Origin of the sequence: Pedobacter sp. PF22-3, from assembly GCF_026239555.1 — a bacterium.
In the GTDB taxonomy this organism is placed as follows: domain Bacteria; phylum Bacteroidota; class Bacteroidia; order Sphingobacteriales; family Sphingobacteriaceae; genus Pedobacter.
The window spans coordinates 69,765-93,736 of the sequence record NZ_JAPIVP010000014.1; the positions used below are offsets into that span (position 1 = coordinate 69,765).

19 protein-coding genes and 1 tRNA gene are annotated in these 23,972 nt (G+C 37.8%); 10 read left to right on the plus strand and 10 right to left on the minus strand.

The genetic code is table 11. The features are described 5' to 3' along the window. Positions 1 to 363: 363 nt before the first annotated feature. Positions 364 to 3,072 (minus strand): PQQ-dependent sugar dehydrogenase, encoded by a 2,709-nt coding sequence (locus tag OQX63_RS17185; protein WP_265852052.1) that lies wholly within the window; start codon positions 3,070 to 3,072, stop codon positions 364 to 366. A gap of 678 nt (positions 3,073 to 3,750) precedes the next feature. Here OQX63_RS17185 and OQX63_RS17190 point away from each other — a divergent pair. The 3 genes from OQX63_RS17190 to OQX63_RS17200 all read left to right on the plus strand — a co-directional run bounded on the left by OQX63_RS17190 (position 3,751) and on the right by OQX63_RS17200 (position 5,196). After that, positions 3,751 to 3,939, plus strand: a complete 189-nt coding sequence (locus OQX63_RS17190) for a cold-shock protein (protein ID WP_265852053.1) — start codon at positions 3,751 to 3,753, stop codon at positions 3,937 to 3,939. After that, positions 3,920 to 4,141 carry a cold shock domain-containing protein gene (locus tag OQX63_RS17195; protein WP_265852054.1) on the plus strand — a complete coding sequence of 74 codons (222 nt, stop codon included), beginning with the start codon at positions 3,920 to 3,922 and terminating at the stop codon, positions 4,139 to 4,141. Before OQX63_RS17190 ends, OQX63_RS17195 begins: the two co-directional genes overlap by 20 nt. A 278-nt stretch (positions 4,142 to 4,419) precedes the next feature. Continuing rightward, positions 4,420 to 5,196, plus strand: coding sequence for a helix-turn-helix domain-containing protein (locus OQX63_RS17200; protein ID WP_265852055.1), 777 nt, complete (start codon positions 4,420 to 4,422; stop codon positions 5,194 to 5,196). A gap of 702 nt (positions 5,197 to 5,898) precedes the next feature. Here the strand turns inward: OQX63_RS17200 and OQX63_RS17205 are convergent. Continuing rightward, positions 5,899 to 7,167 carry an Hsp70 family protein gene (locus tag OQX63_RS17205; protein ID WP_265852056.1) on the minus strand — a complete coding sequence of 423 codons (1,269 nt, stop codon included), beginning with the start codon at positions 7,165 to 7,167 and terminating at the stop codon, positions 5,899 to 5,901. 77 nt (positions 7,168 to 7,244) lie between these two features. Next, positions 7,245 to 9,338, minus strand: a complete 2,094-nt coding sequence (locus tag OQX63_RS17210; RefSeq protein ID WP_265852057.1) for an HRDC domain-containing protein — start codon at positions 9,336 to 9,338, stop codon at positions 7,245 to 7,247. Between the two features lie 226 nt (positions 9,339 to 9,564). Between OQX63_RS17210 and OQX63_RS17215 the strand changes: the two genes are divergently transcribed. Beyond that, a tRNA-Ile gene (locus OQX63_RS17215) sits at positions 9,565 to 9,638 on the plus strand. 125 nt (positions 9,639 to 9,763) lie between these two features. On the opposite strand, the gene OQX63_RS17220 is transcribed toward OQX63_RS17215, so the two are convergent. Next, the gene (locus OQX63_RS17220; protein ID WP_265852058.1) at positions 9,764 to 10,900 is read right to left on the minus strand and encodes a hypothetical protein; all 1,137 of its coding nucleotides are present in this window, start codon (positions 10,898 to 10,900) and stop codon (positions 9,764 to 9,766) included. A 165-nt stretch (positions 10,901 to 11,065) separates the two neighbouring features. Then, positions 11,066 to 11,377, minus strand: coding sequence for a hypothetical protein (locus OQX63_RS17225; protein ID WP_265852059.1), 312 nt, complete (start codon positions 11,375 to 11,377; stop codon positions 11,066 to 11,068). A gap of 269 nt (positions 11,378 to 11,646) precedes the next feature. Here OQX63_RS17225 and OQX63_RS17230 point away from each other — a divergent pair, with 269 nt between their 5' ends. The 6 genes from OQX63_RS17230 to OQX63_RS17255 all read left to right on the plus strand — a co-directional run bounded on the left by OQX63_RS17230 (position 11,647) and on the right by OQX63_RS17255 (position 18,143). Beyond that, a complete protein-coding gene (locus tag OQX63_RS17230) occupies positions 11,647 to 11,931 on the plus strand; it encodes a DNA-binding protein (RefSeq protein WP_265852060.1) in 285 nt (94 codons plus the stop codon). Positions 11,932 to 12,188: 257 nt separating this feature from the next. After that, positions 12,189 to 13,697, plus strand: coding sequence for a hypothetical protein (locus tag OQX63_RS17235; RefSeq protein ID WP_265852061.1), 1,509 nt, complete (start codon positions 12,189 to 12,191; stop codon positions 13,695 to 13,697). Between the two features lie 42 nt (positions 13,698 to 13,739). Continuing rightward, entirely contained in the window at positions 13,740 to 14,504 is a 765-nt protein-coding gene (locus tag OQX63_RS17240; protein WP_265852062.1) for a hypothetical protein, read from the plus strand. A gap of 127 nt (positions 14,505 to 14,631) precedes the next feature. Next, a complete protein-coding gene (locus OQX63_RS17245; protein ID WP_265852063.1) occupies positions 14,632 to 15,000 on the plus strand; it encodes a hypothetical protein in 369 nt (122 codons plus the stop codon). A 67-nt stretch (positions 15,001 to 15,067) separates the two neighbouring features. Then, complete coding sequence (mobF, locus tag OQX63_RS17250; RefSeq protein ID WP_265852064.1) at positions 15,068 to 17,782, plus strand: MobF family relaxase; 2,715 nt, start codon at positions 15,068 to 15,070, stop codon at positions 17,780 to 17,782. Next, on the plus strand, positions 17,766 to 18,143 hold the full coding sequence (locus tag OQX63_RS17255) for a hypothetical protein (RefSeq protein WP_265852065.1): 378 nt from the start codon (positions 17,766 to 17,768) through the stop codon (positions 18,141 to 18,143). Before mobF ends, OQX63_RS17255 begins: the two co-directional genes overlap by 17 nt. Before the next feature lie 143 nt (positions 18,144 to 18,286). On the opposite strand, the gene OQX63_RS17260 is transcribed toward OQX63_RS17255, so the two are convergent. The 5 genes from OQX63_RS17260 to OQX63_RS17280 form a co-directional block, all read right to left on the minus strand. Further along, complete coding sequence (locus tag OQX63_RS17260; RefSeq protein ID WP_265852066.1) at positions 18,287 to 18,838, minus strand: JAB domain-containing protein; 552 nt, start codon at positions 18,836 to 18,838, stop codon at positions 18,287 to 18,289. Positions 18,839 to 18,882: 44 nt separating this feature from the next. Beyond that, positions 18,883 to 21,021 (minus strand): hypothetical protein, encoded by a 2,139-nt coding sequence (locus OQX63_RS17265; protein ID WP_265852067.1) that lies wholly within the window; start codon positions 21,019 to 21,021, stop codon positions 18,883 to 18,885. A 147-nt stretch (positions 21,022 to 21,168) separates the two neighbouring features. Beyond that, a complete protein-coding gene (locus OQX63_RS17270) occupies positions 21,169 to 21,537 on the minus strand; it encodes a DUF2958 domain-containing protein (protein ID WP_265852068.1) in 369 nt (122 codons plus the stop codon). 247 nt (positions 21,538 to 21,784) lie between these two features. Continuing rightward, entirely contained in the window at positions 21,785 to 22,246 is a 462-nt protein-coding gene (locus OQX63_RS17275; RefSeq protein WP_265852069.1) for a JAB domain-containing protein, read from the minus strand. Beyond that, entirely contained in the window at positions 22,246 to 23,175 is a 930-nt protein-coding gene (locus tag OQX63_RS17280) for a toprim domain-containing protein (RefSeq protein WP_265852070.1), read from the minus strand. Before OQX63_RS17280 ends, OQX63_RS17275 begins: the two co-directional genes overlap by 1 nt. Between the last annotated feature and the right edge of the window lie 797 nt (positions 23,176 to 23,972).

A 23,972-nucleotide genomic window follows, 5' to 3' on the forward strand; every position in this document is an offset into this window, starting at 1 on the left:
GCTTCTCACCGCCCACGCTCATCAAAAAAACAGTGGCACTTCGTTTTGTGTTCAATTTATATTAAATTTTGAATTCAACGCTAATGAACACAAAACCACTGCGTTTCAGGTTTGGCAATGCTATTTGGGCCATTGTGCACCTGTTTTTTTGATTCTCCCGCCACTTGGGATTGACGGCGTCCTTCGGTAAAGACTGTGGTTTATTAAGGTCAGCTAGCATGCTACCCAAAACATTCTTAAAAAAGATGTGTCCACACGATAGGTGCAGACCGGAATCTTAAAACACATACAAATAACCTCATTGTGCATTAAGATTCCCATCTCGGATCAAGTTGGGAATGACGCCAAATTTTATCTCCAGGCCTATTTAGGCTCCACCGTAATTGATTGGATGATGGTCCGTTTCTTTTTATCGCCCGTTTTTAGGGTTTTAAACACAAAATAAATATCGTGGGTCTTCCCGTCAGAAATCATTTGTATTGGTACACTTTTCCTGAACCCTGACTTTCCAATCATGATCCCTTTACTATCGTCCAATCTGATTTCGATTTCTCCATCCGATTCAGGATCAAGATTCAGGAACGAATAGCTAAAACCCGAGATGCCAGTTAAATCAACATGTTTTAGAGCGATCCAACCGTTGTCTTTGGTGAGTATGAGTTTTTCGCCACCATAAATATCTTTACGTTCAAAACCGTCAAAGTCTTTAATGTCTTCAGCATCAATGATATTGCTTTTCAGGTTGATTACGTTTGTAGTGGTTAAAGGTTTTAAACCTGCAGCTCCTGCATCGGTATATGTTGCTTTTAAAGTAAATACCGTTTTCTTTTTATCTGCAGTTGCTGCAGGAACGATTTTTCCTGAGGTTGGCAAAGAAGCTTTAACTGCCTCTTTGTTACCTAAAGTCATAATCCATTCTGTAATTTTTTTCACTTCAGCTTCTTTCATCGCAGGATGCGCCGGCATTGGTACTTCTCCCCAAACACCATGGCTACCACCAATTACTTTTGAGGCCAGGTAATCAACTGCTTTACTGTCATTTTTATATTTTGCTGCAATTTTTTCAAAAGCCGGTCCAATGGAAACGGCTGATTCTTTGTGGCAGGTGCTGCAATCAGATTTCAGCATGAGCGATTTGCCAACTAGCGTTTGTGCTGCCTGTTGGTGCCCTAATTGTGCGCCGGCTAAATCAGTTCCTTCTGTATAAGTATTTGAAATATAAATTCGGTTAGTGTTCACTTTCGCGCCTTTATCACTCACTAAAACTTTATAATCAATTGCTTTATTTGGGAAATAAAAGCTCTTGTTACCAGCTAAGTTTATGGCTACAGTTGGGTATTCATTGCCTGCATAAACAGGTATCACCTGGCTTTTTGCCGAAGCTTTGCTGTTATCGATCACGGTAACGCTTACCAGATATTCGCCTTTTTTAGTAAAAGTATAAGTTAATGTTGGTGTATTGGTAGTTTTTGTAATCCCTTTCCCTAAATTCCATACATATTTTAGTGGGTCGCCATCTGGATCTTTAGCTGCAACGGTTGCCGTCATTTTATAAGGTAATAAACCACTGGGTTTTTCAATAATAAGGCGTTCAATAGCTGGTGGACGGTTGCCTTTCAGGTAATCAATTCTGGTAATTGCAGCATCAGGGTTTTTGGTAAACCAGCCTTTGCCATATTCGAGGATGTATAGTTTTCCATCAGGTCCTAATTCCATATCAATAGGTGCGGCTAAAGAAACTTTAGCCATAAGCGGCTCCATACTTACGTAATCTCCCTGGGCATTCATGGTTACCGCTTTAACCCATCCCCGTACCCATTCATAAATGATGAGCTTTCCGTTATAATAAGCTGGGTATGGTGAGTTTGCTGTGGCATAATACACGGGACCGGCCATTGCTGTTCGGCCACCTGCACCAACCTGTGGAAATTCTTTTGATTCACCGTAAGGATACCAGATATAGGCTGGCTGTGCGGGTGGAAGTTTTTCTAAACCGGTATTGTTTGGCGAGTTGTTTATTGGCGATTCAGGATCGAACGCATTCCCGTTTGCACCATTGGTATAATCATAGGCCTTGTAAGGGTAGTTATTGCCTATAAATAGTGGCCAGCCAAAATTACCTGCTTTACGGGCTTGATTTACTTCATCATAACCCCTAGGGCCCCTTAGCGGATCATCGTTGGGGGCATCGGGGCCAACTTCACCCCAGTATAAAAAGTTGGTTTTCTGATCAACCGAAATGCGATAAGGATTTCTATTGCCCATTACATAAATTTCAGGTCTGGTTTTCGGATTGTCTTTAGAGAAAAGGTTACCTTCAGGTATGCTGTAGGTACCATCTTCATTCACCTTAATCCTCAGTATCTTTCCCCTTAAATCGTTGGTGTTGCCAGCCGATCTTCTGGAGTCATATTGTTCAAATCCTTTCCTGTTATCAAGCGGGGCATAACCTTTGTTTACATATTGCTGTTTCGGCGCATCAAACGGGGTAGAGTTATCGCCTGTTGATACATAGAGCAGGTTATCTGATCCGAAAGCAATGGATCCGCCGGTATGGCAGCATATTTCGCGCTGAGAATAGAATTCGAGCACAATTTTTTCTGATTCTTTAACAATCTGATCGTTAACCAGCTTAAATCTCGAAAGTCGGTTAACAGATTTGTCAAATGGACTATAAAAAAGATAAATGTATTTATTTACAGCAAATTTTGGGTCTGCGGCCATACCCAATAAGCCTTCTTCTGCATTTACATTTGGGGTATTGGTTTTAAAATAAACATCAAGTTTACCAGCTTCTTTAATTTTTTTAGTCTGGTTTTTATAGATCAACACTTCGCCTCTGCGTTGGGCAACCAAAATATCCAGGTTTGGGAGTATTGTCATTTCGGTAGGCTCTGTAAATTCTCCCTGCGCTAGGGTAACTTTAACAAAGCGGTCTTGGTCTGGCGTATCTATTTTATGTTTTGGAAAAAAATTGAAAGCTTTGCTTTCATAAACTTTTTTGTTTAGTGTAGTTGCCGATATAAATATAAGCGCAATGGCAGATAACAATAGGGTAAATGTTGTTTTCATCTATTTGGTTGAATGATTTCCAATAAATATAGGCTATACTTTTATAGATTGGGGTATTGTATCAAAATTTATGCGAAGCTTAATAGATTAAATTTTGATGAATTATGGAAGGATACATTTAGGTGTATTTATTTTAATTTATAATAAATTAACAGTCAACTTGTTGTGTTTTGTAATTCTTCTTTTATTCTTCAAAAAGAACTAATTACATTTTAAAATCGTACAACTAATAGTTGTTTTTTTAGTTTGTTTTATGTCAGCCTATTGTCATTGTGATTTTAATCTGTAAATTACGGTATGAACGATAAAGTAAATTTGATTCTTGGAATAGTTTTCCTCTTAGGTGGTTTTAGTGTTTTCTTTGTGATTTTTAGCGGGAAAAAGAGTTAGTCAATTTTGAAAAATATCCTTCTCCTTTAATAAGTCGTTAATTCGGTACGCAATAAAATTGGATTCATTTTCTGGCCATGCAGTATTCTATATATGTAGGATTACTGAATAATGTCGAAATGAATACCAACACTCTTTTATATACCAATTATTGGCGCTAGCTTGGTAAAGTCTTATCGCTAAATCATCATCATTTATTGCTTGATCTATTGATCTGGTATGAAAATCTATTTAATGGCTAAACCTTTTTTGCTTTTTGTATGTTTATGGATTAAATTCTAAATAAAAATGCAAGGAACAGTAAAATTTTATAATGAATCTAAAGGATTTGGTTTCATCATAACAGAAAACGGAGAGGAAATTTTTGTTCACGTTACTGGCTTAGTTGGTAAAATAGGCCAGAATGATCGGGTAGAATTTGAGGTAGCGCAAGGCAAAAAAGGTCCTAATGCTGTTAATGTTAAAAAGATTCAGTAATTCGATGAGATTAGGTACAGTAAAGTTTTATAATCAGGAAGAAGGGATTGGGAGTATCATACCTTCAAATGGAGGGAGAGAAGTGAGCGTTTTTGCGCATGGTGTGGTTGACCCCATAAAAACCAGCAACATTGTTCAGTTTGATCTTGAATTTACATCACATGGCATTGAAGCCACCAAGGTAATTGTGTTATCTGCCTAAATAGCAATTGAGGAATATTTTTTCTATTTTATTTGTAAGGTATATTATCTAATAATAAGCGGCTTTAAAGTCTCATAAAATAGGATGACTAAGGAAGTGGCTTAGGAAATAAAAGGCGATCTTGGTGAATAAGTTTTGACCTGACTAAACCACTTAATAATTGGATGTAGTTTAACCGTCACAACTCAAGATTGTTAGCTCACAATAATAATTTATTTTAGCAACTTGTAACCAAATCGGATAAATTTGGTCTCACGGTTGTTTATCCTTAAATTTTTATGATACAGCTAGAATCAATTAAAGGTTTTTTTCGCAGAGAGCGTGCGTTACAGGCAATATATCCCATGCGAATGCTTATTTTGGGTGAGGGAAAGGGCTTTTTATGTATGAATTCTGGCGATTATGCGCTGCTAAAAGGTCGGATTTTTTTTATTCCTGAAGAAGGTTTGGTTAGGCTAGATGGCGAAATAACTTCAGGCTATTGGCTGAGTTTTAGTAGTTTGTTATATGCAGAATTTTTATTGCAACATTTGGATCCCCAAGCTAAAAATCTTTTTTTAAATTTATCTTTCAGGGATCTTGATCCGCAAAAATCAATAAAAACTTATAGTTTACTCGATCAGCTAAAAAAAGAAATTGATCATAAAAAAGATATGTCTTTTTTGTCACAATATTTATCACTCTTTTTGGGTTTTACGGCTGGTTTAGATGGCTATCTTGCAGCATTAACTTTGGATGATTTACAGCAGGTATTGAGATTTCGGGCAATTTTAGAACAATTTTATAAGCGGGAAAGATCCATTCAGTTCTATGCTGAGGGTATGGGTATCAGTCCGGGCAGATTGAATAAATTTTTAGGCCGGGCGCTTGGTAAAAGCTTAACCGTGCTCATTAAAGATCGTATTATGCGCGAAGCGGAAGAATTATTGCTTCATAGTGATTATACGATTGATGAAATAGCAGAATTATTGGGTTTTGAACAGACTACAAATTTTAGCACCAGTTTTAAAAGGCATAAAGGCGTGTCGGTATTGCAATTTAGCCGTCTAAGCTAAAATTCAACGAAAAAAATTGGTGCGTCTGCCAAAGAAATGTTCACCAAGTTGATTTCATCCCTTCTAGAAAACAGCTATTCCAGACCTCACCACATTAATTGTTTCTCGCCTAACGCGTAAAGCTTTGCTCACTGTTTCTATTTTATCAGCCGCACCAATTTTATGGCTGCTAAATTATGAAATCTTCATCTAAAGAAAAAGAATATTCCTAAATATATTACATATTTGTATTTTAGTATTTACAATTGAGGATGCTGCTATTTTACAAGGCTAAAAATATGGATTTAGTTAACTGCAGTCTGTTAAAAAACGGCTATTCAGTTTGGACCCGTAGAAATATTCTGAGAAGTTATAACACGAAGTACCGTGATAGGCCGAAATGAAAATTCTATTTTAACTACAAAATAAAATTTGTTTTAGCCTAAATGCTGCTTTGGCAAATTGGCCCATGTTGAAGCGTTACCCAAATGTTATAAAGTTAAGCGTCACAGTTGTCAGTCTGAGCGTACTCGAAGACTTCCTGGCTTGATAAATTGCAAGTAAATACCCTCCGACTCCGCTACCATTGACAGACTCCACCAGGTTGGGCGTCATCCGATAGTTATCAGATCTCGCACATGCGGGAACCACGAAGTGCTCAGCGAAGCTAATCTTAAAGCGCTTGCATTAAGATTATTCATAAGAGTTTGCTTTAGCCTGTAATTAATTTTCAAACAGATAACCGCTGTAAGCCAGTCCTTTGGCTACACTTTTAAAATTATCGCCAGAATTTAACGGAATGTGCGGAAATTTCGATTTAAATAAATTTTGTACGGCCGATACCATTGATGTTCCTCCGGTTAAAAACAAACAGTCTATGTCTGCCGGATTGATTTTGTATGTTTCCATAAACTGATCCAGATAAGCATCTATTTTATTAATATCTTTTTCGATGATGGAATTATACTGTTCCAGCGAAATGTTTTCATCGATTTCGATTTCCATATTATTATAGGCGAAGGTAGAATTAAGTTGATCGGAAAGTTCAATCTTGGTTTTCTCTATCGATCTGAATAGCGAATAACCCAGGTTATTTTCGATCAAGGTAATCAGGTTTTTGAACTTGGGATCGTTTCCAGAGTAATAATAATATTCTTCAATCTCTTTCTGGATTTTTAAACCGTTAAAGAAATTCATTTTATCCCAGGTGCAGATATTTGCAAAAAGCGATTTGGGCACATTTAAAACCTTACCTGGTGTGGCCTCGTAAAGCGTGTTTTTTCCAAAATATGGTGTGCCTCTATCCCACATAAATGCCGAATCCAGACTATCTCCACCAATATAGATGCCACCAGAAGCAATCATGTCGTTTTTGCGGTCCTTGCTGCCAACCTTATCGGGATCGAGAATAAGGTAGGTGAAATCTGTTGTTCCGCCACCCAGATCGGCTACCAAAACACGTTCTTTTTTGGTAATGGTTTTTTCGTATGCAAAAGCAGCGCCAATCGGTTCAAACTGAAAACGTACATCGGTAAAACCTGTACTTTCTGCTGCCTTTTTTAACCTGGTTTGCGCCAGGGTATCTTTCATGGTATTATCATCATCAAAAAACACCGGTCGACCTATAATGGCCTTGTGGCAGTTTTCACCAATAATCTCATCCGCCTTCGCTTTTAAATTTTTAAGAATTAAAGTAACCAGATCAGAAGCGGTATATCTTTTATTATGGATCCGTGTTTCTGTAAAAGTAGTTCTGGAGAGGATCTGTTTGATGGATTTGATAAAACGGCCTTTCATGCCATCGCTTAAATAAGCATCTATTGCTTTTTCGCCAACGATATGACTTTCGCCATCAACAAGACTTTTTACTTCTGTAAAATAAATTAATGAAGGGATAGAAATGGTGTCTATAATTTCCTTCTTGTCTTCATCATAAATAGAAAGTGCCGAATTGGTTGTTCCAAAATCGATTCCGTATAAAAACTTACTCATGGCTTGCTATGCTGTGGTTGGCGGGCTAAAATGGGGTTGCGAAAGTATTAAAAAAAGTGTTTAAGAACTAAATTTTTTTAAAATAACTCGCTGGTGCCCAAATGGGCATTAACAATACGTGTAATCTGTTGGCCGAGTTCTTTTGCATTACCAATGCCTACGCTTTTGAGTGCAGCCAACTGATCGGTAGTTCTGGGCATTTTTTCGGCAATAGAAAGTAATGCTAAATCAGACAGTACAGCATAATCCTGCGTACCGCGTTGCTGCGCAATTGTTTTACGCCATTCGACCAGGTTTTTATAAACCTGGGGATTGGAAATCTCTTTTGGTTTAATGCTCGATTTAACCGGTTTTTTTTCTGGTTGTTTATTGCCGGCGGCGTGCAAGGTATTGATATAATCTTTGATCGAAAAGGGGTTCCATGAAATCTTGAATAAAGCCAGCTTGATCTGGAGTGCATCTTTACAGTCGTTTAAAACTGTAAGGAGTTTGTCAGAGTGGGTATCGTTATAAAAGTTAATGGCTATAATTTTTGCCATTAAGGTAATGAGCTGTTCCAGTTTTGGAATAAAATAAGCTGATGCTTTCTGCAAACGTTCCATAAAAGCACTCTCATTGGCAGGATTTTCATTGGTGCTTATTTTTGAGAATTCCTTTGTGATGAAATTTCTGGCTACTTTAAAGATCTCATGTTGAAAGATCTGGTTTCCCTGTTCGTAAATAGATAAAAAAGCATTCTTCTCGTCTTTATCGATCAGTTTGGAGCGCCCGAGTTTTTCCCAATCTTTGGCCATCAGCGAGAAATCCAACAGTTCATGAATCAAGCCCCAGGTATATTGTTGCGTATAACGTGCCAGCAGATCAGTGGTAGGTTTATCCTGGTGAGCTGCTTTTGTGAAACTGATTACTTTGGCATCGGTAATGATATTTTCGTTAACCACAGGCGATTTCAGGATAAGCCCTTCCAGGCTTCTGCATCGGCTCAGTGCCACGTAGGCCTGTCCGTGGGTAAATGCAGTACTCACATCTACTATTGCCTGATCAAAAGTTAATCCCTGGCTTTTGTGTACGGTAATGGCCCAGGCCAATTTAAAAGGATATTGTGAGAAAGATCCGGTACTGGTTTCGTCTATTTTATTTTCTTCGTTGCTCAGGCTATATTTAACATTTTGCCAAATTTCTTTTTCAACTTCGATTTCCCTGCCACCATTGGTGAATGTTACTTTGATCGAATCTTGACCGATTGCGGTAATTTTTGCTGCTTTTCCGTTGTAGAATTGTTTTTTACCCGAAGAATCGTTTTTAATGAAGATGACCTGCGCCCCCAGCTTTAACTGAAGTTTTTCGTCGGTAGGGTAGGCATCTTTAGGAAAATCGCCACTTACATCTGCATTGAATTCGAAAATTTCTCTGGGCAATTTTTCTAAACACCCCTGGTTAATTTCATTAACCAGTTGGTTGTGTGTAGTGAGCGTGATGTAATCATCTTTCCATTCCTGATCTAAAGATGGATCGTAGCGTTCATTCAGTTTGGCAAGAAGGCTGGCATCAAGACTGTTTTCCCGCATCCCGTTCAAAATATCAAGAAATACTGGGTCTGATTGACGGTAAACTTTATCTAAAGTAAACGTAAGCATTGGTGTAGACCTGAAAATCAGGCTATCGAAAAAGTAGGGGCTAGAGTAATAACTGCCCAGAATATGCCAGGCATCATGAAAAATAGGAGAGAGCTGGTAAAGATCGCCAATCATCAACACCTGAACGCCACCAAAAGGACGGTTAGAGCCTTTAACACGTTTTAAAGTACGGTCTATAAAATCGATCAGATCAACCCTAACCATACTGATTTCATCAATGATCAATAAATCAAGGCAGCGTAAGAGTCTGGTTTTTTCGTCTGAATATTTAAAATTAGTTTCAGCATTTTCATCAACAACCGGAACCAAAGGGCCGAAAGGAATCTGAAAAAAGGAGTGGAGCGTTACACCACCAGCATTTATGGCTGCAACTGCGGTAGGTGCAACAATAGCGAAATTCTTTTTTGTGGTATCCCTGATTTTTCGAAGCAGGGTAGTTTTGCCCGTTCCGGCTTTACCGGTTAAAAAAACAGGCTGATTGGTAGTGGCTAAAAAATCCAGAAGGAGTTGGTTGTCCGGGTCGGGCGTATTCATATCAATTACAAAATTAACCTATTCGAAATTGATTTAAGGGTAGGTGAACAGGCGTTTTATCCACATTTTTTTATTATAGAGAAGCCCTTGTAAGATGAAAATTAAATTTAAGCGATTGAAAATGAGTTTATATCCGTTCTTTTTATGAAAAAATGCCGAAAACATTTTCCTAATTTCAATTCAAATTTGTAACATTGCACTCGCAAAAAAGGAATACTTTTTTTCAGGGCCTATAGCTCAGCTGGTTAGAGTAGAAGACTCATAATCTTTTGGTCCCTGGTTCGAGCCCAGGTGGGCCCACTGACAATCAAGCACTTAGATGAAAATCTAGGTGCTTTTTTGGTTTTGGTACGAAATAGGTGCGAAAAGAATTACTCTATTTATGTTTGTAGTATTAGGTAACCTCTAAAATTGCGAATCAATATTTAATTCCTTATTTCAATGTTATGCATTCCCGAAATCTGCCATGGCTGGTCAGCTTCTTGTTCGAGGTCAAATTTAAATTGCTTTCGGACAACTTGTCTTCTATTCCAGAACCTAAATGATTTTATCCGTTCACGCTCGTAACCGACCTCATTGAGCCAAAACATAAATTCACGCCCTTCTTGGATGAATTCATACATAGTATGAAAGTCATACTTTTCACTATCTTCGAACCATTTTTTTAGATCGTCTAATGTAAGTACCTCCATAATGCGTTTTTCGTCAGGAGGCCAAGTGACCTTGGTATCTTTATCGATTGGCCAAAGTAACCTTCTAAACATTTGGGGAGTTTTTATCAAGATTTCAGTTTGCTCTACTGTGACGACAATATAAGCTGTTGATTTTTTTCGTGCTGGTTTTATTTTTACTTCCTCTGGTATTATCTTATTAGTAAACAAATGAAAACGGTAGAATTCCGAAAAAATATTTATATCATTTGACCAGAATATCTTTCTTCCCATTTTAGACCAGGAATTAAACGCCTCACTAAAATTGGAGAGATTAATTTCGGAAAAATATGATTCTATTGCACTGCATACATTTTCTTGGCAAAATGCTCTTCTGCGAGGCAAAACTTTTTGAAAACCTGATTTTCGCTTTTCTATCTCATAGAATGTTTGAATTGTTATTTCGTCAAAAATGCGATTATTGAAGCAGGTTTTCTTAGGTTTTAAAATTTTCTCAAATGGGATTTTATAGAATTTAGCTTTTACAAACACATCAAGAAGAATTTCAGCCCTTATCTTCAGAACTGTTTCGGAATCCAATAACTTGCAACCTTTATCGACGCTGTGTTTGATATATTGTGGGATATCGAAGTCTAAATATTCTAGTGCTGATAAAATGTAAAATTCGTCGATGTCCTGAAATTTCTCTAAAACATCCCTGTGGTCAGGAGAGTCATAATTGGTTAAAAATCGATAGTAAATCCAGTATGAGGTCAAAGGATTTTTTGTAACGAGAGAAACGATGTAAAATTTTTCCCCTGTTTTTTCATTTACCCTAACTACGTTCCAAATATTTTGAGATTTTCTTTTATAAAATTTGCCTCTTCTGTTCTGCCCTTCTTTGCCCTTCAATTTGGACATAACCTTTTCAACTAGCAAAAAGTACAACTTTGTATATACGCTCTTGTGAATCCACATTTTAAAGTGAGTTGATTTTTAGATTATCAAATTCTCACAAATAAAAATAATTAAAATGTGACAAAAGCCAAAGATCAATTTTGAAGCGTGATACACTACTCAGGGCTTTAAGGTGGAGCTTTGATTTTGTTTCATCTTACTTAAAAATTTTGTGTTATGATCAACAAATTCGCAGAGATACTTCCTGACCATATGGCCAGTTTCCGCTACGCCATTTCGACAATAGCCACCCCCGAGGATAACCTCCAAATGGGCGTTGAAATCTTTCATTGCTTCCAAGTAGCCGAGTGTTCGCTCATTGCCAAACTTATCTGTGAACTTCTTAAAATCATCTTCCTGAATCAAACGACCTTGCTCTCCAACTGTCATCTCCCGTTTGAACTCAATATAACCGTCGAAAAATTCCACCATCTGTCTCCATAAAATGAAATGATATTATGAATAAGACAGTTCAAAGTCAATAGAAAATAAATAAGAACCAAGAATATGAGACCAAAAATCAATATCGACAAGGGTGTCAGATCAATCGTTAACGAGTTGCGGACCTGTAAGGGGACCTTTGAAACGGAAAATGTTAAGACCAAACCATAATCTAAAAAGATTAAAAAAGACAGAGGTTAACCCACTGTGAAGTAGCATAAAAATGAAAAAAAGACTTGAAAAGACAAATAACGATGGGAATGGAAAATAAACTAAATACCAAACTAATCTGCTTCGGGGAGCAGGAGTTTTACGAACTGATAGAGGCACTGTTCGTCAGGCTTAAAGCCAGTCATAAGCCGGAAAAGGTCTGGCTGACAAATAAGGAGGTGATGGCTCAACTCGACATTAAAAGCCCTACCACGTTGCAAAAGCTAAGAGATCAGGATGCTTTTGTGGTTTCAGAGATTACGAGGAAAAATTTCCTGTACCTGAAAAGCTCGGTTGATGCTTACCTCGAAAAAAAAGCACGCAAACGACTTTAACGCGAAGATAAAAGCGGATGTCCACCCGCCGAATTGTGGATTTACTTTAATACCTGCTACAATGAGTTACGCTGATGACGCTCGAAGGAGAGCGATTAGAGAAGCCTGAGAGGCTCGCAAAGTGGCCAAACGTACCGAAGAAGCGGCTGACCGTGCAAGACCTGCGGCTGAAGGAAGCGAGAAGGAAATCTCGCTAATTAAAAATCATCCTCCTTGCTTTTTGCAGGGAGGATTTTCAAACTTAAATCAAATCTATTATGAATTGGGATGACGATAATCTACCACTGGTAGAATTTATAACAGGTGAGAATAGCACTTATTTCACCCAGAAACACGCTTTTACGTCAGTAAGTATAATGGGTTCTACTGGTAGTGGCAAAAGTTCAACGAGCTTTTGCAAGTACCTGACTAGTTATTTAAAGGCTGGATATGGCGGAATCTTGCTTACTACAAAGATAACAGACACATCGGATTACAGAGCAATTTGTGAAGAAGCAGAGCGTGGCAATGATGTTCGAATTATTAGCGTCGGCGGGAACGAAAAGTTTGATTTCCTCGAATACGAATTTGGCCAGGGCGACAATTCCGAAGGTACAACCGATAACATTGTGGACTTACTGAAAACAGTAATTGAGGCTGGGCAAGGAAAAGATACAGGCTCACAAAATGATCCTTTTTGGTCTGAGACCATGTTAGTGATGCTATCAAATACAATTGACCTGATACGGCTCGCCTACGGCAAGTTAAGCATTCAATTGATTAATGATGTCATCCAGAGTTTACCAAGAAGCAAGGGAAATGAAGGAATGCCCGAAGAAAAGAATGCGTTTGAACTTGCCTATGATCTGGTTAAAGAACGCATTATGGCCAAGGTAGAACATTGGGAACAGTCGTTTGAAGTGGCGGAACTGGAAATGCTACAAACCCTCGGAATGTATGAAAATAATTTATTTAAAGCAATTCCCGAGGCACGGACTTTTAAAGCGATTGATCAGTTCACGATTATAACGCTTGGCAACCTGGCGGAAAAAACCAGAAGCATAGTAGATATGAAGATATCCGGTTTCCTGTACAGATTGCTCCGCGAGCCTATCTACTCGCTTTTTTGTGATGGGAGTACATTAACACCTGACATGTGTGCAGATGGTGCGATCATTATAATTGATCTACCAGTTAAAAAATACGAAAAAGTTGGCAGGGATGTACAGCTTCTTTTTAAGCTGATCTTTCAACGATATGCAGAAAAGCGTGATCTTATGATTAATAATAGGCCATTATTTATAGCTTGTGATGAGGCGCAAAGCTTCATTATACCAAAAGACCTTTCGTTCCAACTAACAGCGAGGGGTGGCCGCATTGCCTGTTTGTATAGCTCACAATCGCTAATCAACTTTTACAGTTTTGTTGAGGGGCGTAGCCCTGAACATATTGTCAAAGCGTGGCAGGCAAACATTGGTTGTAAGATATGGCACCTAAATACGTGCCAAGAGACAAACGAATGGGCGGCAAATATAATCGGAGAAGATTATTTTTTGGAGCAAACCTACAGCAACACCCTTGCCGAGAATGTATCGCAGACGAGCGGGTCATCATACAAATTGCGGAAAATAGTGTTGCCATCCGATTTTTCGAAATTAAAGAATGGTTCTGCTGAAAATGATTTTGAAGTGGAAGCGTACATCCATATCCAAGGCAAACCATTATTCGGAAGGGATAATCATTTCAAGGCAGTATTTCTTCAAAGTCCACTGCCCCCAAAATCATAATCTTAAAATTCACACAATTATTAACAATAAAAATTCAAAAAAATGAGAAAGCAACTTTTTTTCAAAACATCAATTAAAAGAACTAATCCAATTAAGGCTATCTTTCTGTCGATGTTTAATATAGGCGTAGGAATGCCTGTAACAATTTGTGAAACTTTTACCCGTAAGGATTTCGGTATAAGGCACTGGAATATTGGATGGCCGATACTTTATAGTATTCTACTCATTTTAATACCTATCTATGGTCTCTCCCCTGCCCAGATTTTTCAGACAGGAGCAGCAGAGTTCGATAATTTTATCTGGTATTTGTTCGTTGCCGCATTCGTTTACAAATCGGTTATGCACTGGCTTGACCAAAGACACAATCCCTCAACCTTTGATTTCGGAAAACATAGCTATTACGGCGGAAAACTGGATAAAAGGCTTTTGGAATTTAAGTTTGACGGAAAAAAGCTTGATATCCGTACCATTGAAACAATCATAGAGCCTGCATTCTTTTTTTGTATTGGCCTTATACTTTTCTTTCTGCATCTAAGCGTTGGCTTCCTGCTATTATTTGCAAGTATAGGTTATTCTGCAAGCCGTTTCATGGATTATCATTTAGGCGATGAAAAGGTTTTGGACATCATCGATTCAATAATCATTAAAGAGGATTATGAAGACGCGTTTATGAACGAGATATCCGAAGATAATTCACGGGGCTTGAACATTCCCAGCCGTCGTCCAAAGAGCATGGAAAACCGCAGAAAAGTGGTAGAGGAAATGTTTTTACAGGATGATGAGGAACTGCGCACGTACGTTGCCTAACAGCTTCAAGCATGGATAGGGAAGATGCCTGAAAGAAAACAAGATTATATTACATAGTTCGAAATGCCTTATGGACTTAGCCCAGCTTTACAAGAAACAAGATCAAGATAAGCAAACATACAATGATTTGAGGGATAAGATTTGGTCAGATATTAAGCAAAGACATGATCAAGTTATATCAGCTTTCAGGACTAAAGAAAATTTACCAGAAAGCTATTCAAGGCAGATTGATAAAGAGCTTAAAGATTTTTCAAAAGACTGGGCTATTCCAGAGGGCATACGCTATAAAGCCATGGCAATCCAGCATCAAAAGCAGTTTGAGGATATAGCAGGTAAGCCCTCATCTCTGGATAAATCGGGCATGACTAAATCCAGTTTCGAACAATCGCTTGCCAGTACAAAAGCCAAACAAAAAAGTGCGCAACGTGAGAAACATCCTGAAAAGTTTGCCGATCTCGATTGCAACAAAGAAAGCATGGATTTGGAAAAAGATTAGGCGCGCAAAGTTTTGTAAAAAGCAGAAACATTACAATGATGGATTAGTCCTTCTTATAACCACTTACATGTTGAGATTTACCCAAAGCAAATCCTCGGAGCAGGCTAAAAATTATTTTAGCCAGGCGTTACAAACTTCAGACTATTTTATAAATGATGTCGAACTTCCTGGCCAATTTCACGGTGAGTTGGCCAGGAAGTTAGGCATTAGTGGCATTGCAACAAAAGAAGCATTTTTTGCATTGTGTGAGAATAAATCGCCCGTAACAGGGGAAATGCTCACACAACGCACGAGAGCGGATCGAACAGTTGCTTATGACATCACCTTTTCTGTGCCAAAGAGCGTTTCGATTGTTAATGCCCTGCATACCAATTCAGGTATACAGGATGCATTTCAAAAATCCGTTAATGAAACGATGAAGCTTATTGAAGCTGATATCATGACCCGTGTTCGGGTTGGCGGCAAAGATGAAAACAGAAAAGGTAATGGCTTAATCTGGGCTGAATTTACCCACCTCACCGCCCGTTCGATTAATGAAAAAACTGCACCTGATCCATTTTTGCATTGTCATGCATTTGCCTTTAATGCCACTTACGATGATGTTGAAGGCAGAATAAAAGCTGCTCAATGGCAATTTTCAAAGCGTGATGCGCCATTTTATCAGGCAATATTTTACAAAAAATTAAGCGATGAATTGATTGATCTCGGTTATGCAGTACAGAAACACGGTAAATCCTTTGAGATTAAAGGCGTGCCACCCAGTGTCATCCCCTTAATGTCGAAACGGACACAGCAAGTTGAAGATTTTGCCTTAGATCACGGTATTACAGGCGAAAAAGAAAAATCCGAACTAGGCGCAAGGACTAGAACGGCAAAGCAGAAGGGATTAAGCCTTAAACAGCTTAAAACAGAATGGCGAAGGCAAATTAAAGAGCATACCGGAAATGAAAGCGCCCTCAATGAGGCCACTGTTCGTTATGCGCCTTTTATAGAGCCAGCTAAAACATCAGTGAAGGATTGCCTTGAAACAACTATCAGCCATAGCTTTGAACGGGCATCGGTGATGCCAAAAAGACGTATGCTTGCGCAAGCATACATGCACGGTGTTGGCAATAGATCAACAGGTATTCAGGAAATTGATCAGGCTTTTGAAAACGATAAACGGATAATCAATGTAACAGATAACGATCAACTTGTCTGCACCACTGTAGAGGTTCTTAAAGAAGAACAACGCATGGTTAACCTTGCAAGACAAGGTATAAACAAAATGAAACCACTATATAAAAAAATGCCCAAAACAAAATTGGAGGGTCAACAATTACAGGTTGCTGAACATATTCTAACAACTTCGGATATGGTCAGCATCTATTTAGGTGCAGCCGGAAGCGGCAAATCTACGTTGATGAAAGAGGTAGTTAACCATATTGAGGCAACTGGAACAATAGTAACTATCGTGGCACCTACTGCCCAGGCATCGCGCATTGTTTTGGGTGAAGATTTCAAAGACGCACAAACAGTTTCAAAATTGCTAATTGATGAAAATATGCAACGCAATTTACATGATGGTGTTTTGTGGATGGATGAAGCAGGTCTGGCAGATAATAAACAGATGACGGCCTGCCTCGAATTGGCAAAACGTTATAATGCGAAATTAGTGTTAGGCGGTGATACCAGGCAGCATTCGGCAGTTACAAGGGGTCAGGCACTTTTGGTACTGAACAAGGTTGGTGGAATTAAAGCGGCAGAGGTCAACAAAATTTATCGTCAACGTAATTTGGTTTATAAGCAAGCCATTGAAGATTTAGCCAAAGGGAACGTCAAACATGCTCTTTCTAAATTAGAGCGTATAGATGCAATTAAGGAAACCGATCCGCTAAGACCAAACGAACAACTGGTTAATGATTATACGACAGCAATTAAAAAAGGAAAGTCTGCACTAATTGTCTCACCAACCCACGAACAAATTAGGAAAGTCACCGAACAGGTTCGCATCGAACTACAAAAAATGAAAGTTATCGGAGAACAGGAAATAGCATTTACAAAACTAAAAAACCTGAACCTTACACAAGCTGAAAAATTGGACTGGCGCAACTATCAAAAAGGGCAAGTTGTACAATTCAACCAGAATACGCAAAAGATTAAAAGGGGAAACCGATATTCTATTCAAGACATAAAGAACGGAAAAATTATCATCGAAGATAAACAGGGTCAAAAGCTTGACCTGCCCTTGGAAAATGCAGATCGGTTCAATCTTTACCAGCCAATTGAAATAGCTCTGGCGAAGGGTGATAAGATGCGTGTTACACAAAATGGCTACGATAATCAAGGCAAACGACTGAATAACGGTCAATCATTGCAACTGAAAAGAATAAGCAAATCCGGAAATGCAGTTTATGGGAGCGAAAAAAGCGATGTGGAATATAAGCTTGATAAAGATTTTGGTCATTTAGACTATAACTATTGCACAACATCGCATTCATCGCAGGGGCATACTGTTGATGAAGTCTTTGTATCAATGCCTGCAAGTACCCTTATCGCTTCTGATAGTAAACAATTTTATGTTTCCACCAGTCGTGGGCGTGATGCTGTGCATATCTATACGGATGATAAAACAGAGCTATTTAAGGCTGTAGAGCTGACGAAAAATAAGCAATCTGCAATCGAATTAACGCGAAATAATCAGCAGAAAAATTATGCTTTGGGTATTCAAAAAGATAATACCCCAAAAGCTACAAAAACATTAAAAAAAGAAAAGCAGTTGAATTATGAGCCAGAGCTTTAGACTTAAATCAGATGAATTGCGCCAAAATAACCCTGCCAGAGATGTTCGGCAACAGGATGATCCCTCTTACAAAATATATCCTGATAACGGGCAGATCAGAAATTTCATGCTTACTTGGCCGGATGGCAGCAGTACAACCATTCCCTACTATACGGTAGGCAGGATTGAGTATAGTAGCGCTGATGGATCTATAACGGTAGTTATCGGAAATGAAAACATTGTGTTTGCAGGTGTGGATTTAAAATCTCTTTATAATGATTTCTTTTTTCAGTTGCCATTAGAAATTATCGTTACGGATGAAAGATATAATGAGGTAAATAAATCATCGCATTTTATTGTGAACAAAATTAACAAACTATAATAAACTAGCATTAAGTTTATTCTTTGAAATCATATCAGAAAAAAGTCATCAAATGAACAACCAACAGATCACCTTGCTTTATTAAGCAGTATAAGTAAGTAAATAGTGCTATCCACTTTGCATGTAAATATCAAAAGGATGGGCTAGAATGCTACAAACTTGTCATTTTGTTTTCCAGCGTTTGTTAAAGTAGCATAATCCTGCTCCTTGAACTTGTACATACCTAGAGGAGAAACAACAAATTGATCTGCTACTGGAAGTCCTATACTTTGCCCGTAATTTTTAAACTTTGATGCGGTCTCTTTTTCTGTCTGATCTGGCTCCATAGCTTTACCTGCATGATTTCTGGCTATCATGACCGATTTTGCATCAGAGAAGTTTTCAAGAATGATAGTGAATAGCATTTTTATATGCTCGTCTCTAAGAGGGGCATTAGGCTCAAAATAGATATTACAAATTGGCTTATTATCGCTATCTAGAACTGTCGTTTTATATCCTTGTACCCAATCCATAATAGGATGAGACCAATTCTGCTTGAAAGTTACAAATACGTCTGAAAGTGAGTCGATTTCTTTCGGATGTTCGACCTGTTGTATTTTATAACGATTGCGTAAACGTCTTTCCTCTTGAGATAGGCGTTTTTTTGTAGCCATTGAAAATTCTCCTGAAGTTCGATCATCTATGAACATAGCCATTGTATTACCTTTTTAAAGCGTTGCAAATATAATTATATAGATTGTCAATTTTTGTCATAAGATAGTGAATAGTATTCATTGAAAACTAACATCTTATCCTTTTCTTTCAACATTGTTTTAAACGTTTCATAAGGCTTAAAATTATCTCCAAAGAGATTGCCCTCCCCAATATTCTTGAATGATTTCTTATCTTCAGAATTAAGAACTGTATACGGATTTAGCGTTTTATCCACTGTAATCTGACGTTTCTTTATCAAACTTTCAAAGGCTTCGACAAAAGAGATAGTTGCACCTAAAATTACCTCAAAAACCTTTTCATGAGAAAAAAAATCTTCATCCTCCGAATCTAGATATAAAACAAAGTTTGTATGCTTTTGTGTTGTCGTCTTATTACCTTTAGTATCTTTTTCAACACGCCCCAGTATAGGAAATGTAAAAAATGATTTCTTTTTGCTTTTAAGCAAATCCTCGGTTCTGGCATCCAAATTTAAATCTGCCAAAATTTCTTCATACTTTTCATCGTTGTTCTTTCTTAGAATCAACAAAGGCTCAGATTTAAGAATTGAATAGCCAACACTTCCGACATCCCATCCGAATATACGTCCATAACCACCGTGTCGTCTTGCGAGTTCGGAGCCGTAGTAAGGAGTTATTTGCTGATAATATAGTATGCCAGCATCTTCGTATATCTTATGCATGGTCAATCGAAAATTCGTCTTCTCTGGGACTGTTTGCTTTAAAGTAGTTGCAAGAAGACGTGTATAGGTTTCTAAGCACTGCAATGCATTCCCTGAAATCTTGGGAATATCATCGTACCAGGCACTTTTAAAAATAACCTCGTAGTCTTCTCCATCATTTTCCCAGAGTTTTTGGACGTTGCCATCGTGAATACTTTTTTCTTGTTTCTCTTTTATCCCAGCTTTTTTCACTCTTTCATCCAGGCCATCTACCAAAGTCAAAAGTTCCTCTTTATTGGTTCCGTAGCGGAAATATTTTGTATGACTTGAATGATTTTCTTTATCTCCAATTATTTTAAAAGTGCGTTTATCCTTATCATATTTGAACTTTCCGTGCTTATATCCAATCGCTTGCTTACTACCAGTTCTTTTTTTAACAAGAATGTATAAAAGAAATGAGTTCAATAAAGAGACTTTCCCAACCTTGAAAATTTGCTCAAAGGCAACTTTACCGTGCAAAACTACCTTAAAATTTTTAAACTCAAGCTTGTCTAAAATGTGTTGGTAATATCTTTTGTTAATTTTCTCAAATTCGTTATAAATATATGAAGGATCTATTGCTGTACCTGAATTGGAATGTTCTAACAACTCTTTGAAATATTCCTGGCGGATATCGTTAAGTAGGGTTATCAAAGTTTCGGATTTGGCATCAGAATTTATTATATCTATAAGTTTGTCATAGTCAAAATCCCGAACTTGGGATGTGATAACATCCATGAAAGCACCATCTCCTAATCCAGAGATCAGAAATTCTTCATCTCCAATATTTTCTTGAGTCAATTTTGTACACAACCAGTAACTATCGGTTTTCTCATATTCTGTAGATTTTTCTACACCAAAACCAATAGCATAAATGATCATATCACAATTTACGACATTACTCTTATCGTCAGAAATAATATATCCGTTTATATCATCGAAGGTTATACTAGTGATTTTTCCTGCGTTTAGAATTTCTCGATAGTATTTTCCAATCTTTTCTTTCCTATCGCTAAAAAGCTTTGAAATATCTGAAAACTGTTTCTTAACCTTCGTAGAAACATCTTCAGCTTTGCCCCACTTCCAGTTAAGGACTGGGAGATCAGTTTTAGGATCAGTAGAACCTTTACTTGGGAAATTATAAATATTTGGATGTATTACCCGATTGCAACCAGATTGAAGTGGAAGAAGTACACCATGTTTTTCGAAAAGAGAAACATATACTTTACTATTCAGAGCAGCAGCGGCAAATGTCAGACCTGCAAAACCTCCGCCGATGATTCCGATTCTTGTGCCTTTTTTAATTTTTCCTAGTAAGTGTAAACAATAGAAAATATTTAATGCCCTAATTTGTTGGTCATGGATAGTCACCCCTTTTTGATAAATTCCAATAATATATTGGTTGTCACCCAGATCAAACAGGTCTAAATATTTTTCTGCACTTTTGATTTTTTCTTCTTCGGTCAACAAAATATGAGAGTGTTATTTAACATTAAAATCAAATGTAAAGATATTATAAATTTAATATTATCAAAATCAATCGATTAAGATTATATATTACAGGAAGAAACAAAATTAAGTAGCCCTAGCTATAAGCCAGGGCTACTTAATAAATTATTGTGGAAGGAATTTTTTCACAATCCCTGCTTCGGTTACGATATGCTCGCAGTAACGCGCAGCTCTTGCATAAGCACTCATCGGAAAATCTGCATCAAAGTGTTGATCGCGCTCTAGAAAACGAAATGCACCTTCAGCAGCTTTTATTTCTGATAGGCTGACATAGCCAAGCTCTGGAAATCCCATGCCTAGGTCACATAATCCGAATGCGATATCTTGTGTTTCGGGATCAAGTTCGGATAGCAACCATGTACAGTTTGTTCCGGTCATGAATAGTTTTACGACTGGTGGGTGATCCTTATCTGGATTTATATCCTGACTGTTTTCAAGAAGCTTTTTCAATTGTGGTTTGGTAAAGAGTTTCATTTTGTACCTTTCTGATTGAGTTAATGTTACAGGAATGGCAAAAACTTCGTTCTAGTGAACGAACCAACTGTTATTTTGCTTCGCGAGGAAGCCATTTTTGGCGGGGGAAATAATATTTGGAGATGAGAGTGAACAAGTTAATGACTGGAATAAACATTAATTCTTTCAGGACGCTGAGACTCCTTTAACAATCAAAAGAAAAGGATTATCTAACCAGTAATATTGCCCTATATTCCTTCCGCCTTCATCATCGAGGTATTAGCAGGTTTTCGGCCATTGAGAAAAATCCGGATGAGGTCAATATTATGTGGTCAAATACTGGCATGGTTAGCATTTTACCTCCTTCCACAAGTTTTTTAGTAGTTTTAATATCATCCTCACTTGGATTGAGATCTCCTGAAGGATGGTTGTGGGCCAGAATTATACTGCTGGAATTTGCTTTTAATGCTGTCGCAAACACAATTTTAGGGTCAACGATACAGGTTGAGATGCCTCCTGTTGAAATACTGGAAACGCCAAGTACACAACTTTTAACGTCAAGCAGGATGATTTTGAACTCCTCCAGTAAATCAATCCTGTTTTCATCCCAAACTGATTTTAAAACATCATAAGCATCATCTGCCGTGATCACTTGAATATCTCTATCTGGTCGAGTTCGTTTGTATTTTAAGCTGATTTCTTGGATTTTCGCATTTCTGAAGTTTTGCATTACTCTGCTCCTGGTTTTTTAATTGCAGTCTTCTTTTCGCTGACAAGCTTATCGTTCGGGTCTTTGTGACCCTCATATTCTTTATGGTGCGAAATATGCTTTAACGGCCTGTTATCTGCGATGAAGTCATTAAGTATTTCACGGTGCCTCGCCCCTGAGTTGTCATTATCAAACCAGGAGTGTACTTCTTGGTAAGTGTAGTTGGTGATATAGGGAATAGCTTTTTTGAGGCGAGATAAAGAATTTAGGATAATAACATCATCTTCAAATTGTGTTGTATCACTGAAAACAAGTATAGAAATAAAATCCATCATGCCCTCAAAGACATGTATTTTAGTTCTGTTCTCATCACTTCCCCGGATGAATGAAATATCTTTTTCCCCAACACTCGCTTTCAAAAGCTTGTTTCTAATTTCATATCCACCAGCTTCATTCTTTAAGCCTATTGCCTTAAAAAACTTACCTGTGTTGGTATTTCGAACCTGAACTTCTTTAAAATATTTTTTAGCAAATTCCTTTGGAATGCAACGATCAAGAAGATAGTTCAATAGCGCCGAATGTTTCAGCGTAGAAACTATCTCTATTTTTAATTTGTACTTTTCCTGTTCGTCCGGCTGTATTTCAGCGACAAATGGCGTAATTGTAGCGTTCTTCCAGATGAGATTTATAAAGCGTAACGCATCACCAGCGGAATGATCTACATTTTGTGATTTCAGATAACCTATCGCGAATTGTAGAATGCCACCGCCTTTCTCTATGCCGTGGTCATACCAAGCATTTTTAACTCTGCAGAGCCAGAAGCTGGCAGTTTTTTCAATTCTGAAAGGTGACTTGTATAGTGCTTTGTTTGGATAGTTTTTTTCTGGGATGTAACCTAGTTTTTCGAGAAATTCAGCCATAGGAATAGCTTTGGCTTCTTCAATGTTCATTGAGCCTCACAGTAAGAATAGATTTTAAGAGAGTGTAAAAAATTGTGATCCTGCCTGGTTATGCAGGATCACAATTTTTAGCGTTGTTATAATTGTCTAGGTCATTTTTTTTGTAATAGGTATTGCGGCCTTCCTTGCTGAAAGGCAGCAGGTCTTTTTGGCGGGTAGCCATTGTATTTAATGCAGAGATTGTTTTATCGAGGTATTGAGCGGCCTCCGCCCGATTATATCTGTGCTTGATTGGCATTAGTTCTCCTTGCTTTTGATGACGGCGAATTGATACCCGATGTCATTACATGAGAGCAAGAAAACTATTTTGTACAAAGGTTTGTAATATCTGTGCTAATCCAGACTTTGGAATATAATTAAAGCATAAATACTCATTAAGGGTGTATTTATTGTTTCGCGAATACATTTGTATTTTGTAAAGTTTTTCTTTTTCATCGGCTTTTTCTGCAAGGCGAGTCGCCAATCATACAAAGATTTGTGAAACCGAAAATTTTTACAAACTTTCATGCTTCCTCAATATACAAGCTTCCTGCATTATTTTGAAAGGAAGCGCACATGCTTAAAATAGAAGATCACGAGCGCGCGTGCAGAACAGCCGCAAAACTGGTTGAGAAATTTGGAGATAAATATTTGCCAATTTTTGAGCGAACCTATAAAGAGCTAAGACATGCACAGGAAACTGACAGCCTTAAATCAATCGCGATACAACTTGCTAGCCATTAATTATACTTGTATCGCGTTGTGAATGTGCTACAATCTGTTTAGTGGAAATGTCATCCAAGCTGTAA

What these genes read in the sequence shown, in the direction of transcription:
- mobF (WP_265852064.1), top strand. Translation starts at nt 15,068, where the DNA reads ATGTTGAGATTTACCCAAAGCAAATCCTCGGAGCAGGCTAAAAATTAT.
- OQX63_RS17275 (WP_265852069.1), bottom strand. Translation starts at nt 22,246, where the DNA reads ATGCAAAACTTCAGAAATGCGAAAATCCAAGAAATCAGCTTAAAATAC.
- OQX63_RS17260 (WP_265852066.1), bottom strand. Translation starts at nt 18,838, where the DNA reads ATGGCTATGTTCATAGATGATCGAACTTCAGGAGAATTTTCAATGGCT.
- OQX63_RS17185 (WP_265852052.1), bottom strand. Translation starts at nt 3,072, where the DNA reads ATGAAAACAACATTTACCCTATTGTTATCTGCCATTGCGCTTATATTT.
- OQX63_RS17270 (WP_265852068.1), bottom strand. Translation starts at nt 21,537, where the DNA reads ATGAAACTCTTTACCAAACCACAATTGAAAAAGCTTCTTGAAAACAGT.
- OQX63_RS17195 (WP_265852054.1), top strand. Translation starts at nt 3,920, where the DNA reads ATGTTAAAAAGATTCAGTAATTCGATGAGATTAGGTACAGTAAAGTTT.
- OQX63_RS17210 (WP_265852057.1), bottom strand. Translation starts at nt 9,338, where the DNA reads ATGAATACGCCCGACCCGGACAACCAACTCCTTCTGGATTTTTTAGCC.
- OQX63_RS17205 (WP_265852056.1), bottom strand. Translation starts at nt 7,167, where the DNA reads ATGAGTAAGTTTTTATACGGAATCGATTTTGGAACAACCAATTCGGCA.
- OQX63_RS17240 (WP_265852062.1), top strand. Translation starts at nt 13,740, where the DNA reads ATGAGAAAGCAACTTTTTTTCAAAACATCAATTAAAAGAACTAATCCA.
- OQX63_RS17230 (WP_265852060.1), top strand. Translation starts at nt 11,647, where the DNA reads ATGGAAAATAAACTAAATACCAAACTAATCTGCTTCGGGGAGCAGGAG.
- OQX63_RS17200 (WP_265852055.1), top strand. Translation starts at nt 4,420, where the DNA reads ATGATACAGCTAGAATCAATTAAAGGTTTTTTTCGCAGAGAGCGTGCG.
- OQX63_RS17235 (WP_265852061.1), top strand. Translation starts at nt 12,189, where the DNA reads ATGAATTGGGATGACGATAATCTACCACTGGTAGAATTTATAACAGGT.
- OQX63_RS17190 (WP_265852053.1), top strand. Translation starts at nt 3,751, where the DNA reads ATGCAAGGAACAGTAAAATTTTATAATGAATCTAAAGGATTTGGTTTC.
- OQX63_RS17280 (WP_265852070.1), bottom strand. Translation starts at nt 23,175, where the DNA reads ATGAACATTGAAGAAGCCAAAGCTATTCCTATGGCTGAATTTCTCGAA.
- OQX63_RS17225 (WP_265852059.1), bottom strand. Translation starts at nt 11,377, where the DNA reads ATGGTGGAATTTTTCGACGGTTATATTGAGTTCAAACGGGAGATGACA.
- OQX63_RS17255 (WP_265852065.1), top strand. Translation starts at nt 17,766, where the DNA reads ATGAGCCAGAGCTTTAGACTTAAATCAGATGAATTGCGCCAAAATAAC.